The organism is Streptomyces sp. NPDC028991, from assembly GCF_055564775.1.
Map to the genome: position 1 here is coordinate 478,929 of NZ_JBVHVP010000001.1, position 14,437 is coordinate 493,365.

The following is a 14,437-nucleotide window of genomic DNA, read 5'->3' on the forward strand; positions in this document are numbered from 1 at the left end:
GCCCCCGGCTCAGCGGGCCCCGGCCGGGGGCCTGCCGTGGCTGTCCGAGCTCAAGGGTTCGGGCCGCTGTCGTGGGCCGGGGAGTGCCAGTTCGGTGGCGAGACGCTCCGCCATCCGCGCCCGGTGCTCTCCGGCCGCCGCGCACAGGGCCCGTACGGCACCGGCGAAGCGCTCCTGGGAGGGCCGTTCGGCCGGGCCCAGCAGACGCAGGGCCAACGCGGTGCGCGCCCCGGACAGTTCGTCGCGTTCCGGGTGCCGGACCGCGTCCAGCAGCTCCGGCACCCCGGCCGCGTCCGGCGCCAGCACGGTCGCCGCCGCCACCGTCGGGAACGACTTGCGGAACCCGTCCTCGGCCAGTCCGCTGGTGTTGGCCACCGCGTACGGCTTGCCGCTCGCCAGGAAGTCGCTGATCACGCTGGACACGTCGCTGATCAGCAGGTCGGCCCGGTTGAAGCAGGCGTAGAGCGGCGGCCGGGCGTCCGTGACGACCTGGTGCTCCCACTCGGGCAGCGAGGACCAGTACGCCTCCTCCCAGGCAGCCGCCGCCCGCGTCACGGCCGAGGCCCGCCCCGGCTCCGGCGCCGGTTGCCGCAGCATCCGCTCCACCTGGTCCGCCGCGGAGCGGAAGCAGGCCGTCGTCAGCCGGTCCAGCTCCGCCGTCCGCCGGGCCAGTTCCCCGGCCGCCGACGCGTCCGGCCGGGGCCCGCTCCGCTCCCGGTTCGCGGCCCGCACCAGCTCCCGGATGCGCACGTCGGCGGCCCCGGCCCGCGGGTCCACCGACCCCGTCAGCGGATGGGGCTTGTACAGCAGCCGCACCCCCGGGTCCGCGAGGAGCGCCCGTACGAGGTTCTCGCCGGCCTCGACCAGCGACGTGTTGCCGGGGTTGCCGTCCCAGCCCTCCCACGTCGGCGCGTACAGCACCGTCGTGAACGCCCCGGGGGCGGGCGGCCCCGCGTACGGCCGTACGGCGTGCAGCTGCGGGCGGCCGATCTCCACCACGTCCTTGTCCTCGACGCCGACCTCCGCCAGCGCGTACCGCTCGCGCGCCGCCGGACCGGCCACCCACACCTCGTCGTACGCCTTCGCGTACGGGTTGCAGGAGGACAGCTTGTCGCTCTCCCCGTGGTTGACGAAGGCGTGCTTGAGCGTCGGGATGCGCAGGACCTGCGAGGTCTTCCCGGAGTTGGAGGGGTGCAGCAGGACCCGGAGGGCGGAGTGCTCCAGGCGCATCAGCGTGGACACCTTCGGCAGGCACACGATGGGGATGTCGGTCGCCGCGATCCGCTGCACCATGAACCGCTCCCGCAGTACGATCACCGGCCGCCCGTCCAGCCGCGCGAGGGCCTCCAGCCACATGTTGGCCTGGTAGGCCGAGGACGCCCCGCCCGAGAAGTACAGGCCGACGGTGGGCCGGTACTCCGCCAGCCACGCCTCGAACCAGTCGAGCACCTCCCGCTCGCCCGCCGGCCGGCGCCCCGGCAGCAGCCGCAGCAGCAGCGCGCCGAGGCCCGTCAGCGCCACCGCCAGGGACAGCGCGAGGCCGACCGCGCCGTACACCGGCGCGTCGGTGGCCGCCGTCGCCAGCAGCCCCGCCGTCGCCGGCAGCCCGAAGGCGGCCAGCCGGTGCCCGGGGCGGCGCAGCAGCAGCGGCGGCGCCGGGGACAGGCGCAGCGGCGAGACGTCGATGTTCCGGGTCACCACGGGCAGCGTCCGGGTACGCCGGACCAGGACGGACACCGCCTGGATCGCCCAGTGCAGCCCGTAGAAGGCGAGCAGGGCGGCGACGAGCGGGGCGTACACCGTCTCCCGGTGCTGCTCGCCGAGCCGCAGGAGGCCCACCACGAGCAGCAGGTCCCGCAGCACGTGCCGCACGGTGACGTCGGCGTGCGTCTTGGCGAACAGCGACACCATGCCCCGCTGCCAGCGGTACAGCACCGCCTCGGCGGCCAGCGAACCGGCGGTCGCGGCCAGCAGCAGCGGCACGTGCGGCAGCAGCGCGCCCACGGCCTGCGCGGCGAAGGCGGCCGCCAGCACGCCGAGGACGAGCAGCTTCACGGCGGTCCGCCGGTGGGGGAGACCGAGACGCAGCAGACGCCGGCCCGGGGGGCCGAGCCGGCGGGGACCGCGGCGGGGAGGACGGAGCCGGGAGGGGCCGGGGCGGGGGAGACGGAGCCGGAGGGGGCCGGGGCGGAGGAGCGGCAGCGGGAGGGGCCCGCGGCCGAGGAGGCGTGGCCGGCGGGGACCTCGGCGGGGAGGACGACGGCGGGAAAGACTGCGGCGGGGCAGGGATAGGGGCACTGCGGTCGCTCCAGGCTTGCTCGTCGCGCATCGGACATCCGGGTTAACGCCGGCCGACCTCCGGACGACACGCGCGTGTTGACCGCGCCCTGACGCGGTGGGCAACGCCGCTGCCCGTCCGCAGCCTGGACCCCGGCGCGGGGCGCGGCCCCGTTCGCGTAGATTGCCTGGCGAGCGCCCGGATCGGCGCGCGTCGACGGGAGAGGGCGGACGGCACAGTGGCTGGGGCAAGGCAGGCCGTGGGCGAGGCCCGCAGGATCGTCGTCAAAATCGGCTCCTCCTCGCTGACCACCGCGTCGGGCGGCCTGGACGCCGACCGGGTCGACGCCCTCGTCGACGTCCTGGCCAAGGTGCGGGGTACGGACAAGGAGATCGTCCTCGTCTCCTCCGGTGCCATCGCCGCCGGACTCGCCCCGCTGGGCCTGCGCCGCCGCCCCAGGGACCTGGCCCGCCAGCAGGCCGCCGCCAGCGTCGGCCAGGGCCTGCTGGTCGCCCGCTACACCGCCTCCTTCGCCCGCTACGGCGTCCGCGTCGGCCAGGTGCTGCTGACCAGCGACGACATGAGCCGCCGCGCCCACCACCGCAACGCCTCCCGCACCCTCGACAAACTGCTGGCGATGGGCGCGTTCCCCATCGTCAACGAGAACGACACCGTCGCCACCGACGAGATCCGCTTCGGCGACAACGACCGGCTCGCCGCCCTCGTCGCCCACCTGGTCCGGGCCGACCTGCTGGTGCTGCTGTCCGACGTGGACGGCGTGTACGACGGCGACCCGAGCAGGCCGGGCACGTCGCGGCTGGCGGAGGTGCGGGAGACGGCCGACCTCGCGGGCGTGGACATCGGCAGCGCGGGCAAGGCCGGCGTCGGCACCGGAGGCATGGTCACCAAGGTCGAGGCCGCCCGGATCGCCGCCGCCGCGGGCATCCCCGTGGTCCTGACCAGCGCGGTCCACGCGGCCGACGCCCTGGCCGGCAAGGACACCGGCACCTACTTCCACACCACCGGCAAGCGCTCCGCCGACCGGCTGCTGTGGCTCCAGCACGCGTCCACCCCGCAGGGCGCGCTCGTCCTCGACGACGGGGCGGTGCGCGCGGTCGTCGAGGGCCGCAAGTCGCTGCTGCCGGCCGGGATCGCCGGCGTCGAGGGCGAGTTCGCCGCGGGCGACCCCGTCGAGTTGCGGGACGGCGCGGGGCGCGCGGTGGCCCGGGGGCTCGTGAGCTTCGACGCCAAGGAACTGCCCCGGCTGCTCGGCCGCTCCACCCGGGAACTGGCGCGCGAGCTCGGACCGGCGTACGAACGCGAGGTCGTACACAGGGACGATCTGGTGATCCTGCACCCGTAATGGGTCGAAACGTCCCCGAATCGGCGGTGGACGTTCCGCAAAACCGCCCCGCGATCCCGCGCGGCCTGCTCAACTTTCCTCAGGGACAAGCCCGGCCGACCACCGGGCCGAGCCGTGTGCGTGAAGGAGGCCGTCGTGAGCGGAGTGCGCCCTGGAACGGCGGCGTCCCGCGGTGGTAATGGCTCCCGCGGTGTCACCGGCTCCCGCGGCGCCCGCGGCGGATCCCGCCCGGCCGGCGAGGAGCGCGCCCTGACCAGCGTCGCGGCCGGTGACCGGTTCCGGGGCGGCGAGCCCGAGCACACCCCGCGACTGTGGCACGTCACCCTCAGCGTCTCCGGCGCCCGGGCCCCGCTCACCGAGGTCCGGCGCGCCCTGGAGCAGCTCGCCCACGACCACCCCTTTCTGCTGACCAGCCGCTACGCCGACGACCACGCGGAGATCCGGTACTGGGAGGAGGCCCGCGACCTGCACGACGCCGCCGCCGTCGCCCTGCGCCTGTGGGGCGAGCACCGGCAGACCGCGGGACTGCCGCCCTGGGAGATCGTCGGCCTGGAGGTCATCGACCGGGCGACCTACCACCAGCGCATCGCCGCCGGGTACGGACCGGCCCCCGCGACACCGGTCGGGGTGCACCCCTTCTAGCCGCCCTCCACCCGTTTCCGGCCCGCCCCCTCCGGCCCGCCCCCTCCGGCCCGCCCCCTCCGGCCCGCCCCCTCCGGTCCGCCTGTTCCGGTCCGCCTGTTCCGGCCCGCCCCCTCCGGCCCGTCCTTCCGGCCCACTTGTTCCGGTCCGGCGCACGTCTCGCGGTTCGGGACGGCCGGTGAACGGCCCCGCCCGGCCTATTACGCTTCCCCTATGACCACGCTCTCGCCGTACGACTCGATGTCCCCGGTCACCCGGGCCGCCTACCGGGCCAAGTCCGCCGCGGCCGACCTCGCGCCGTTGCCGCGGGCCGCGAAGGACGACGCGCTGCTCGCCGTCGCGGACGCGCTGGAGGTCCGGACCAGCGAGATCGTCGAGGCCAACGCCCAGGACGTGGCCAAGGCCCGCGCCGCCGGGATCAGCGAGGCCATCATCGACCGGCTGACGCTGACCCCGGAACGGGTCCGCGCCATCGCCTCCGACGTGCGGGACGTCGTCGCGCTGCCCGACCCCGTCGGCGAGGTCGTGCGCGGCTCCACCCTTCCCAACGGCATCGACCTGCGCCAGGTCCGTGTGCCGCTCGGCGTGGTCGGCATCATCTACGAGGGCCGGCCCAACGTGACGGTCGACGCCGCCGCCCTGTGCCTGAAGTCCGGCAACGCCGTCCTGCTGCGCGGCTCCTCCTCGGCCTACCAGTCCAACACCGCCCTCGTCCGGGTCGTCCGCGACGCCGTGGGCGGAGCCGGGCTGCCCGCCGACGCCGTGCAGCTGGTGCCCGGCGAGAGCCGCGAGAGCGTGCGCGAGCTGATGCGGGCCCGCGGCCTGGTCGACGTGCTCATCCCGCGCGGCGGCGCCTCCCTGATCAACACGGTCGTCCAGGAGTCCACCGTCCCCGTCATCGAGACCGGCACCGGCAACTGCCACGTCTACGTCGATGCGCAGGCCGACCTCGACATGGCCGTCGACATCCTGATCAACTCCAAGGCGCAGCGCGTGAGCGTCTGCAACGCCGCCGAGACCCTCCTGGTCCACCAGGACGTCGCCGCCGAATTCCTGCCCCGCGCGCTGGACGCCCTCGCCGAGGCCGGGGTCACCGTGCACGGCGACGAGCGCGTGCTGGCGTACGCCGAGGAGTCCAAGGTGACGGCCGTCGAGGCCACGCCGGAGGACTGGGAGACGGAGTACCTGTCCTACGACATCGCCGCGGCGGTCGTCGACTCCCTCGACAAGGCCGTCGAGCACATCCGGCTGTGGACCTCCGGCCACACCGAGGCCATCGTGACGACCTCCCAGCAGGCCGCCCGGCGCTTCACCCAGCTGGTCGACTCCACCACGGTCGCGGTGAACACCTCCACCCGGTTCACCGACGGCGGCCAGTTCGGCTTCGGCGCCGAGATCGGCATCTCCACGCAGAAGCTGCACGCCCGCGGCCCGATGGGACTGCCGGAGCTGACCAGCACCAAGTACATCGTCACCGGTGACGGGCACGTACGGCGCTGACGGGCAGGTACGGCGCGTACGGCGCTGACGGGCGCGTACGGCGCTGACAGGCGGGGTCGCGCGCCGACGGGCGGGGCGCGCCTGCGTGCGAGTCCGCGCCCTTGGGCACACGCCGGGGGCATACGCGATCCGCACGCGCCCTCGACCGCGCTCATGTACCGATCGGGGCATCTCACCCACCGGATGAATTTCCCCGCCGTCTGCCCAAAACGACCGACCGGGTCTAGTCTGGACCCGTGCCGGAGGACGTGGGGGGTAGGCCGTTCCCTGACGGCTGGGAGCCCGACGACGACCACGACCGCGGGGTGTCGGACGAAGAGTTCGCCTCCGTGGTCTTCGACGAGGCCTTCGTACAGGCGGCCGCGCTGCACGAGCCGACCGCCGTCGAACGCCTCCTGGCCGCCGCGCAGGCCAGAGCCGAGGCCACCGAGGCGGAAGCGGCCCGCCGCGGCCGCATCAGAGGCGAGCGCTACGACGACGGGTACGGCGATTTCGGCCATGATCCCGACCTCGACGACCCGGACGACGACCGCGACCCCCTCGACCGCCCGTACGGCGCTCCAGCGGCGTACGGCAAGCAGGTCCGCTGGCACCGGCCGGTCGCCTGGATGCTCGCCCTGGTGATGGGCGTGGGCATGGTCGCGCTGGCCTTCGTGGCCGTCTACCGGGGCGCCTCCTCGGAGGGCGGCACAGAGCAGGTACCGCCCCCCGCCTCGACCGGTCCCGAGCAGGGCGGCACGGTGACCCCGTCGGCCTCCGCCGACTTCTCCCAGCCGGCCGTCTCGGTGATCCCGCGCAGCCCCTGACCTGCTCTCCGACCGCTGAGAAACCGGCCCAACTTGACCTGCACCGGCGCGTTTACCCGAGCTTCCGCGGACCTACCCTGAAGGTATGGCAGGGCTTGGCGGTCCGCCCGGTGGGACGCCCGAAGGCGCCCCCGGAGGCGGAGAGGACGAGTACCGATCCGTCGTCTTCGACGAGTCGTTCGTCCGCGCTGCCCGGCTCCAGGAGTTCTCCGCGCAGGAGCGCATCGCCGACCACGCGCCCGCCGTACGCCGCCGTACGCCGCTGCGCCGGGCCGGACTGTCCCGGCAGGCGCTGGTCCTCGTCATGCTGATCGCCGTCGCCTTCGGCACCGCCATCTTCATGGGCGTACGGCATCCCTACCAGGGTCCCGACGCGCAGCGGGCCGCAGAGCCGGTACGGATGACCGTCGTCCCGCTGGCACCCGAGGGCAGGGTGCCCGGCGCCGACGACGCCGTGCACCTGTACGAGCGCAGCCCCGCCGCGCACTTCCGCTCCGCCGCCGAGGGCGTCCCGCTGCCGGGCCACCGGCGCACCGCGCACTTCTCGGACGACCAGGTGCTGAGCGCGCTGACCACCGCCAAGAACTACATCGACCGCTCGGCGCTCGACCGGGACGTGCTCGGCGGCGGTGAGGTCCGCCCGGTAAGGGTGCTGCTCGCCCCGGACCAGCTCGACCAGTTCGACGAGAGCTTGGAGAGGCCCGCCGCGGACGGCCGGCACGCGCCCACCGGATGGCTGGTCCGCTTCGACCCGGCCCGTGCCGAGCTGACCGACGCGGAGATCCGGGTGAGCGGCAGCCTGCGGGCCGTGGAGAGCGACGCGTCCACACTGGAAGTCGCGGCCGACCACACCATGGTGTACCCGCTGCGGCCGGCCGGCGACGAGGGGGCCGAGACGTCGCTGTTCACCGTCCGGCGCGAGCTGCACTTCCGCTTCGACCGGGACGACCTGCGGCTGCACCAGGCGCAGCTCGTCGCCGCCTACGTCCAGGCCGGGCCGCTCTCCTGTGCCGAGGACTCGGCGAACCACCTCCGCCCGCTGCTCGCGGGCCAGACGGCCGGGACCGGTGCCCCCGCCGGCACCGACCCGTACACCACGGACGACGCCACGGCCCTGTGCGGCACCCTCGCGGCCGAGGCCCAGCCGAGGGTGTGAGGCAGGGGCAGGAGGCCGCCGGCCGCCGGAGCGGTCGGGCTCGGGCGGGTCGTCCGCGCCCGCCCCGGCTCAGGCGCCGTCGCGCGGCGGGCGGTCGTCCGGCGCGCCCGGTCCGCCGGAACCCTCCGGTCCGCCGGACCCGCCGCCCGGCTGTCCCCCCGTCCCGTCCGTCCTGTCCGTCCCTTCCGGCCCCGCGGGTCCGTCCGCGTCCTTCGGCGGCCTCGGCTGGGAGGACGTGAAGCCGCCGAATCCCCGCCGCATCCGGTCACCGAGGTCACCGGCACCGCCCGCGATGTCGTTCACCAGCTTCATCAGCGGGTCCTTGGAGCCGCGCACATGCGTGGCGTAGCTGGACGCCGACTCGCGGAAGGAGTCCCGGACCGAGGTGTCCTTGTCCTCGTCGCGCCGCGGGTAGTGGCCGTCCATGATCCGCTGGTAGTCCCGGGACGCGGCCCACTTCTTGAGCTCGGCGGCGCGCACCGTGGTGAAGGGGTGGGAGCGGGGCAGCACGTTCAGGATCTTCAGCACGGAGTCGCGCAGGTCGCCCCCGGCCTCGTACTCGTCGGCCTGCTCGAGGAACGCGTCCACGTTCATCTCGTGCAGGTGGTTGCCGCCCGCGATCTTCATCAGGCCGCGCATGGAGGCCTGCAGATCCTGGCCCACCAGCAGACCCGCGCGGTCCGCGGACAGCTCCGACTTGCGGAACCACTCGCGCAGCCCGGTCACGATCGCCATGATCGCGATGTTGCCCAGCGGAATCCAGGCGACCCGGACCGCGAGGGACGTCAGGAAGAGCAGGATGGTCCGGTAGACGGAGTGTCCGGACAGCGCGTGCCCGACCTCGTGCCCGACGACCGCCCGCATCTCCTCCTCGTCCAGCAGCTCGACGAGGCCCGTGGTGACGACGATGATCGGCTCGTCCAGGCCGATGCACATCGCGTTCGGAGTCGGGTCCTGGTTGACGTACATCGGGGGGACCTTCTCCAGGTCCAGGATGTAGCAGGCGTCGCGCAGCATGACGTTCAGATGGGCGAACTGCCGGTCCGAGACCCGTACCGAGTCGGACAGGAACAGCAGCCTCAGGCTCCGCTCCGGCAACAGGCCGCTCAGTGCCTTGAAGACCGTGTCGAAGCCGCTCAGTTTGCGCAGCGCCACCAGGGCGGACCGGTCGGCGGGGTGCTCGTACGCACGCGAGGAGATTCCGGGGAAGCGCCTGCGCTGCCTGCTCGGCACGTTCTCGTGCCCGTTGTGCTGGTGGCCGTCGGACATGTCTTCCCCCATGTGCGTGTGTGTGGCCTGTGCGTCTGTGCGGCCTGTGCGTGTGTCCGGCCCTTTGCGAACCCTTGTGCGGCCCTTTGCGCCCCCGAAGCCGAGCCCAGCCTAGGCGGAGATACCGTGGACGGGCAGTGCAACGAAGGAGTCCACGTCATGGCGCACACCCCCCACACCGACTGGCTCGCCACCGCGGCGACGGCGGCCGAGCAGCAAGGGGCGGGGAATCTGCTCCGGGTCGTGCTGATCGTGATGGTGCTGGGCTGTGTGCTGACCGCGTGGTTCCTGCTGCGGGGGTACAAGCGGAAGGACGACTGAGGAGATCCGAAGGTTCCCCGGACCCCCCGGCCCCGTCCCCAACGGCGGAGTCGGCGTGATCGCCCGAGAGGCGCCCGCATACGATGGGCCGACGTCTTTATTCCGCCCACACCGGATAGGTCCTGCCGAAGATGAGCTTCCACAGCACCGCTGCCCAGTTCGTGACCCTCGCCTCCGAGGGCGGCGAGGAGCACAGCGGCAACCACGAGAGTCTCAGCCCCTACGTCACCGGCATCGGCGCCTTCGTCATCCTGATGCTCCTGCTGTGGATCACCACCCGGTTCAACCGCGACCGCTGAGCGCGGGGGCCGTGGGCCCGGCAGGAGCCCCCGGACCGGGCCGGTAGGGTCTGCACGCATGGGAGAGCAGGACATGCCTACCGGTCCGGCGCACGACACCGCGCACGCGCCGGCGCGGGGCGCGCAGAGCCGCGCGGTGCCCGCCCGCGCCGCCGGCCTGGGCAACGGCCCGACGCCGTCGGGCAAGCGCCGCCTCGGCGTCATGGGCGGCACCTTCGACCCGATCCACCACGGGCACCTCGTGGCGGCCAGTGAGGTCGCCGCGCAGTTCCACCTCGACGAGGTGGTGTTCGTGCCCACCGGGCAACCGTGGCAGAAGAGCCACCGCACGGTCTCCGCGGCCGAGGACCGCTACCTGATGACGGTAGTGGCGACCGTCGAGAACCCGCAGTTCTCGGTCAGCCGCATCGACATCGACCGCGGCGGCCCCACATACACCGTGGACACCCTGCGCGACCTGCGCGAGCTCAACCCGGACGCCGACCTGTTCTTCATCACCGGCGCCGACGCCCTCGCCCAGATCCTCACCTGGCGCGACAGCGAGGAGCTGTTCTCCCTCGCGCACTTCATCGGCGTCACCCGGCCCGGCCACACGCTGACCGACGCCGGGCTCCCCAAGGGGGGCGTCTCGCTCGTCGAGGTCCCCGCCCTCGCCATCTCCTCCACGGACTGCCGTGCGAGAGTCGCCAAGGGCGACCCCGTCTGGTATCTGGTGCCGGACGGGGTCGTGCGCTACATCGACAAACGCCAGCTGTACCGCGGCGAGTGAACCGAGAGGGGCACCGGTGAACGACGGATACGACCCGGGCTACGGCGACGGCGGCGACCAGTACGAACTCGTCGGCTACGACGAGTACGGCCGGCCGGTGTACCGCCAGGCCCAGGGCCAGGCCCCGGCCCAGCCCGGCGGGCAGCAGGCGTACGACCCGTACGCGCAGCAGCGGGGACAGCAGGACCGGGAAGGCCGGCAGTACGGACAGCAGGGCTACGGTTACGACCCGTACGCCACGGGCGGTCCGCAGCCCGCCGCACAGCCCTACGAGCCGTATGACGGCTACGCCTCCCAGACCGGCTACGCATCCCAGACCGGCTACGACACCGGCGGGCAGCCGCCCACCCCCGGCTACGACGCCTACGACGGCTACGCCTCCGGCACGCACGCCCAGCCCTCGTACGACCCGTACGGGCAGGCGGCGACCAGTGGCAGGCAGCCCCGGGTCGCCGAGCAGACCGCCTACATCCCGCAGCAGGCGGGCCCGCCCGGTGAACCGGAGGCGCAAGCCCCCGCGGAGGGGACGGAACCCGGCCGGGAGTACCACACCGAGCAGTTCGCCTTCGTCGAGGAGCCGACCGACGACTCCGAGGACGTCATCGACTGGATGAAGTTCACGGAGAACCGCACCGAGCGCCGCGAGGAGGCCCGGCGGCGCGCACGCGCGCGTGTCGTCGCCCTGGTCGTCGTCCTGGCACTGGTCGCGGCCGGCGGCGTCGGCTACCTCTGGTACGCCGGGCAGCTGCCCGGCCTGTCCTCCTCGGACGACAAGACGGGCGGTACGACGGCGGCGGGCGCCCAGAAGCGCGACGTGATCGCCGTCCACCTGCACGACACCAAAGGCGGCGGCACCTCCACCGCGCTGCTCGTGGACAACGCCACCACCAAGCGGGGCACCGCCGTGCTGGTGCCCAACTCCCTCGCTCTGACCGGCGACGACGGCAGCACCACGACGCTCGCCAAGTCCGTCGACGAGGACGGCCCCGACGCCACCCGGACCGCGCTCGACTCGGCCCTCGGTACCGACATCGAGGGCACCTGGCGCCTGGACACGCCCTACCTCCAGATCCTGGTCGACCTGGTCGGCAACATCGAGGTGGACACCGACACCGACGTCCCCGACCCGGAGGCCAAGGACAAGGGGGCCGCGCCCCTCGTACGTATGGGCGAGGGGCAGACCCTCAGCGGCAAGATGGCCGTGGCCTACGCCACCCACCGCGGCTCCGGGGAGGAGGCGGACGCCCAGCTGCGGCGGTTCGGACAGGTCATGCAGGGGGTGCTGCGCAAGCTCTCCTCGGATCCCGCGGGCGCGACGACCACCGTCCAGACCCTCGGGCTGATCCTCGACCCGCCGCTGACCGAGAAGGACCTCGGCTCCTTCCTCGCCGGGCTCTCCGACCTCGCCAAGGGCGGCGACTTCGAGACCGCGCTGCTGCCCGTCCAGAAGGACGGCAGGCTCAGCGCGGAGGCGAGTGACAGCGTCGTCAAGGACGTCCTCGGCGGCACCGCCAAGAGCCCCGACAAGGACGCGGCCGTCAGCGTCTCCGTCCGCAACGCCACCGGCGTGGAGGACCGCACCGGCAAGGCCCGCGTCGTCCTCCTCAACGGCGGCTTCACCTTCCTGTCGGGCGGCACCGCGTCCGGCAGCGAGGCGACGTCGAAGGTCGTCTACGCGGAGGCGGCCGACAAGGAGAACGCCGTCCAGGTCGCCAAGACGCTGGGCCTGCCCACCGACTCCGTCATCCAGGGTGAGGTCTCCGCGAACGCGAGGGTCTCGGTGGTGCTGGGCCAGGACTACGAACCGGCTTCCTAGGGGCGGGTGATTATCACGTGGGCTGCCGTCGGCGGTCGTGAGACCCTTGAGGTCAACCGACCGCCGACCCGAAAGCCAGGCAGTGACCGCGACCGACCGCTCCATCGAACTCATCAACACCGCCGCGCAGGCGGCGGCCGACAAGCTCGCCCACGACATCATCGCCTACGACGTCAGCGACGTGCTGTCGATCACGGACGCCTTCCTGCTGGCCTCCGCGCCCAACGACCGCCAGGTCAAGTCGATCGTCGACGAGATCGAGGAGCGGCTCAGCAAGGAACTCGGCGCCAAGCCGGTACGCCGCGAGGGCGACCGCGAGGCCCGCTGGGTCCTGCTCGACTACGTCGACATCGTCGTCCACGTCCAGCACAGCGAGGAGCGCGTCTTCTACGCCCTGGAGCGGCTGTGGAAGGACTGCCCCGAGCTGGAGCTGCCCGCCGACGCCAAGGAGACCCGCGGCAAGGCGGAGGAGCACGCCAGGCTCCGGGCCGCCGAGGAGGCGACGGAGACCGACGGGGACTGGCGATGAGCGCCACCGGCGAGGTCACGGCCGGGCAGCCCGGCCGCGGCCGGCGCGTCATCCTCTGGCGGCACGGCCAGACCTCGTGGAACGTGGAGCGCCGCTTCCAGGGCACCACGGACGTCGAGCTCACCGAGACCGGCGTCGCCCAGGCCCGCCGCGCCGCCCGGCTGCTGGTCGGCCTCCGCCCCGACGCCATCGTCGCCTCCGACCTGGCGCGCGCCGCGAACACGGCCGCCGAGCTCGCCGCGCTCACCGGCCTGGACGTGACTCTCGAAGAGGGCCTGCGGGAGACGTACGCGGGTGTCTGGCAGGGGCTGACCCACGACGAGATCATCGCCCGGCACGGCGAGGAGTACGCCGCGTGGAAGCGCGGCGAGCCGGTCCGCCGCGGCGGTGGCGAGCTGGAGACCGAGGTGGCCGACCGCGCCGCCCCCGTGGTCCTCCGGCACGCCGAGAAGCTCGCCGAGGACGGCACCCTCGTCGTGGTCAGCCACGGCGGCACGATCCGCACCACCATCGGCCGCCTGCTCGGGCTGGAACCGCGCAGCTGGGAGAGCCTCGGCGGCCTCACCAACTGCTGCTGGTCCGTCCTGGGCGAGGGGGCCCGCGGCTGGCGTCTGCTGGAGCACAACGCCGGCACCCTGCCGGAACCGGTGCTCGGCGACGACGACTGAGGAGGGGCCGGCCGGGCCCGGTACCCGGATTTCACTTTCCGGCAGGTCGCAGGCTAAAGTTCTTCTTGTTCGCCCCGCCGAGCGGAGCGAAAGACCATGCGGCTCAGCCGCGTGGCACCAGGGGCTATAGCTCAGTTGGTAGAGCGCCTGCATGGCATGCAGGAGGTCAGGAGTTCAATTCTCCTTAGCTCCACAGCCCACGGACGAATCCCGTCCCCCTCGGGGGGCGGGATTTTTCGTTTGCGCCCACTTGAGCAGCAGGCGTCCCACGGGCGTATACCCCTGTGGGACTCCGTGTCCGGACTGGTACTGAGGCGTCGCTGACCGTATTGGCCCGGTCGTGGCAGAATCAAACGGCCGGAAGGGGACCGCGACCCGACGGGAGGGAGTGGCGATGCCTGCGAGCATCCTCGAGGAGGTCGGTCACCTCCTCGGCGGAGCGGTGACACGGAACACGGTCACCCGTCTCAGCTGCCCTTCCTGCGGTTCCGGGCACGTGGCCCAAGTCCTCGGTGACAACGGCGGAATCTCGTACGTGTGCACGGCCTGCGGCCACAGCTGGAGCTGATCGATGGGTGCACACAGGCGAAAGTGCGATTGGTGCGGCAGTGGCACCCCGATCGTGCGGGACATGGAGCCGGTCAATCCGGACTACCAGTACTGGTGCGAGGAGTGCGCGCGGGCGCTGATCATAAAAGGCGACCCGATCGAGACGTACCGCGAACTCGAGGGTGAGCCGATCTACGGCCGGCTTCTCGAGGAGCACTGCACACTCAAGCGGTTCTATTCGTTCGTCACGGCGTAGCGGCCCCGGGCGTCATGACGTAGCGGCCTACGCAAGGGGTAAAACGGGCAAACTGGAAACGATTTGGTGTTGTGCCCGGTCGACCGTGTAATGTTGGCGTCGCCGCCGGGGAGACCGGGTGGCAGACGGCAAGGGGCTATAGCTCAGTTGGTAGAGCGCCTGCATGGCATGCAGGAGGTCAGGAGTTCAATTCTCCTTAGCTCCACAGGAACACAG

General features: G+C 72.8%; 15 protein-coding genes and 2 tRNA genes. 15 read left to right on the forward strand and 2 right to left on the reverse strand.

The window, feature by feature from the left end; translation table 11 throughout:
- Window positions 1–9 precede the first annotated feature (9 nt).
- Window positions 10–2,055: a hypothetical protein gene (locus ACZ4V1_RS02080; protein ID WP_468328153.1), complete on the reverse strand. Its 2,046-nt coding sequence runs from the start codon at window positions 2,053–2,055 to the stop codon at window positions 10–12.
- 461 nt (window positions 2,056–2,516) lie between these two features.
- On the opposite strand from ACZ4V1_RS02080, the gene proB reads away from it, so the two are divergent.
- From proB to ACZ4V1_RS02105, 5 genes are all read left to right on the forward strand, one after another.
- On the forward strand, window positions 2,517–3,641 hold the full coding sequence (gene proB / locus ACZ4V1_RS02085) for a glutamate 5-kinase (protein WP_468328155.1): 1,125 nt from the start codon (window positions 2,517–2,519) through the stop codon (window positions 3,639–3,641).
- 135 nt (window positions 3,642–3,776) lie between these two features.
- Window positions 3,777–4,283 (forward strand): hypothetical protein, encoded by a 507-nt coding sequence (locus ACZ4V1_RS02090; protein ID WP_468328157.1) that lies wholly within the window; start codon window positions 3,777–3,779, stop codon window positions 4,281–4,283.
- Between the two features lie 213 nt (window positions 4,284–4,496).
- Window positions 4,497–5,783 carry a glutamate-5-semialdehyde dehydrogenase gene (locus ACZ4V1_RS02095; RefSeq protein WP_468328159.1) on the forward strand — a complete coding sequence of 429 codons (1,287 nt, stop codon included), beginning with the start codon at window positions 4,497–4,499 and terminating at the stop codon, window positions 5,781–5,783.
- A gap of 236 nt (window positions 5,784–6,019) precedes the next feature.
- The gene (locus ACZ4V1_RS02100; RefSeq protein WP_468328161.1) at window positions 6,020–6,589 is read left to right on the forward strand and encodes an SCO2584 family spore wall biosynthesis protein; all 570 of its coding nucleotides are present in this window, start codon (window positions 6,020–6,022) and stop codon (window positions 6,587–6,589) included.
- Between the two features lie 85 nt (window positions 6,590–6,674).
- Window positions 6,675–7,745 carry an SCO2583 family membrane protein gene (locus ACZ4V1_RS02105; protein ID WP_468328163.1) on the forward strand — a complete coding sequence of 357 codons (1,071 nt, stop codon included), beginning with the start codon at window positions 6,675–6,677 and terminating at the stop codon, window positions 7,743–7,745.
- 69 nt (window positions 7,746–7,814) lie between these two features.
- On the opposite strand, the gene ACZ4V1_RS02110 is transcribed toward ACZ4V1_RS02105, so the two are convergent.
- Window positions 7,815–9,014: a M48 family metallopeptidase gene (locus tag ACZ4V1_RS02110; RefSeq protein ID WP_468328922.1), complete on the reverse strand. Its 1,200-nt coding sequence runs from the start codon at window positions 9,012–9,014 to the stop codon at window positions 7,815–7,817.
- Between the two features lie 159 nt (window positions 9,015–9,173).
- On the opposite strand from ACZ4V1_RS02110, the gene ACZ4V1_RS02115 reads away from it, so the two are divergent.
- The 10 genes from ACZ4V1_RS02115 to ACZ4V1_RS02160 all read left to right on the forward strand — a co-directional run bounded on the left by ACZ4V1_RS02115 (window position 9,174) and on the right by ACZ4V1_RS02160 (window position 14,426).
- Entirely contained in the window at window positions 9,174–9,335 is a 162-nt protein-coding gene (locus ACZ4V1_RS02115) for a hypothetical protein (RefSeq protein WP_468328165.1), read from the forward strand.
- A gap of 131 nt (window positions 9,336–9,466) precedes the next feature.
- Window positions 9,467–9,634: a hypothetical protein gene (locus ACZ4V1_RS02120; protein ID WP_121746983.1), complete on the forward strand. Its 168-nt coding sequence runs from the start codon at window positions 9,467–9,469 to the stop codon at window positions 9,632–9,634.
- A 58-nt stretch (window positions 9,635–9,692) separates the two neighbouring features.
- The gene (gene nadD, locus ACZ4V1_RS02125; protein ID WP_468328167.1) at window positions 9,693–10,403 is read left to right on the forward strand and encodes a nicotinate-nucleotide adenylyltransferase; all 711 of its coding nucleotides are present in this window, start codon (window positions 9,693–9,695) and stop codon (window positions 10,401–10,403) included.
- Between the two features lie 16 nt (window positions 10,404–10,419).
- The gene (locus ACZ4V1_RS02130; RefSeq protein ID WP_468328169.1) at window positions 10,420–12,219 is read left to right on the forward strand and encodes an LCP family protein; all 1,800 of its coding nucleotides are present in this window, start codon (window positions 10,420–10,422) and stop codon (window positions 12,217–12,219) included.
- Window positions 12,220–12,301: 82 nt separating this feature from the next.
- Window positions 12,302–12,748, forward strand: a complete 447-nt coding sequence (gene rsfS / locus ACZ4V1_RS02135; protein WP_121746980.1) for a ribosome silencing factor — start codon at window positions 12,302–12,304, stop codon at window positions 12,746–12,748.
- Complete coding sequence (locus ACZ4V1_RS02140; RefSeq protein ID WP_468328172.1) at window positions 12,745–13,416, forward strand: histidine phosphatase family protein; 672 nt, start codon at window positions 12,745–12,747, stop codon at window positions 13,414–13,416. Before rsfS ends, ACZ4V1_RS02140 begins: the two co-directional genes overlap by 4 nt.
- A gap of 120 nt (window positions 13,417–13,536) precedes the next feature.
- Window positions 13,537–13,609, forward strand: a tRNA-Ala gene (locus ACZ4V1_RS02145).
- A 201-nt stretch (window positions 13,610–13,810) separates the two neighbouring features.
- On the forward strand, window positions 13,811–13,984 hold the full coding sequence (locus tag ACZ4V1_RS02150) for a hypothetical protein (protein ID WP_107095222.1): 174 nt from the start codon (window positions 13,811–13,813) through the stop codon (window positions 13,982–13,984).
- Window positions 13,985–13,987: 3 nt separating this feature from the next.
- Complete coding sequence (locus ACZ4V1_RS02155) at window positions 13,988–14,221, forward strand: hypothetical protein (protein WP_003976229.1); 234 nt, start codon at window positions 13,988–13,990, stop codon at window positions 14,219–14,221.
- A 132-nt stretch (window positions 14,222–14,353) separates the two neighbouring features.
- Window positions 14,354–14,426 (forward strand) — tRNA-Ala (locus ACZ4V1_RS02160).
- Window positions 14,427–14,437: the final 11 nt, after the last annotated feature.

Excerpts from the sequence above, each read along its gene's own strand:
- ACZ4V1_RS02095 (WP_468328159.1), top strand. The coding sequence starts at position 4,497 with ATGACCACGCTCTCGCCGTACGACTCGATGTCCCCGGTCACCCGGGCC.
- ACZ4V1_RS02105 (WP_468328163.1), top strand. The coding sequence starts at position 6,675 with ATGGCAGGGCTTGGCGGTCCGCCCGGTGGGACGCCCGAAGGCGCCCCC.
- ACZ4V1_RS02110 (WP_468328922.1), bottom strand. The coding sequence starts at position 9,014 with ATGTCCGACGGCCACCAGCACAACGGGCACGAGAACGTGCCGAGCAGG.
- ACZ4V1_RS02115 (WP_468328165.1), top strand. The coding sequence starts at position 9,174 with ATGGCGCACACCCCCCACACCGACTGGCTCGCCACCGCGGCGACGGCG.
- ACZ4V1_RS02120 (WP_121746983.1), top strand. The coding sequence starts at position 9,467 with ATGAGCTTCCACAGCACCGCTGCCCAGTTCGTGACCCTCGCCTCCGAG.
- nadD (WP_468328167.1), top strand. The coding sequence starts at position 9,693 with ATGGGAGAGCAGGACATGCCTACCGGTCCGGCGCACGACACCGCGCAC.
- ACZ4V1_RS02140 (WP_468328172.1), top strand. The coding sequence starts at position 12,745 with ATGAGCGCCACCGGCGAGGTCACGGCCGGGCAGCCCGGCCGCGGCCGG.
- ACZ4V1_RS02150 (WP_107095222.1), top strand. The coding sequence starts at position 13,811 with ATGCCTGCGAGCATCCTCGAGGAGGTCGGTCACCTCCTCGGCGGAGCG.
- ACZ4V1_RS02155 (WP_003976229.1), top strand. The coding sequence starts at position 13,988 with ATGGGTGCACACAGGCGAAAGTGCGATTGGTGCGGCAGTGGCACCCCG.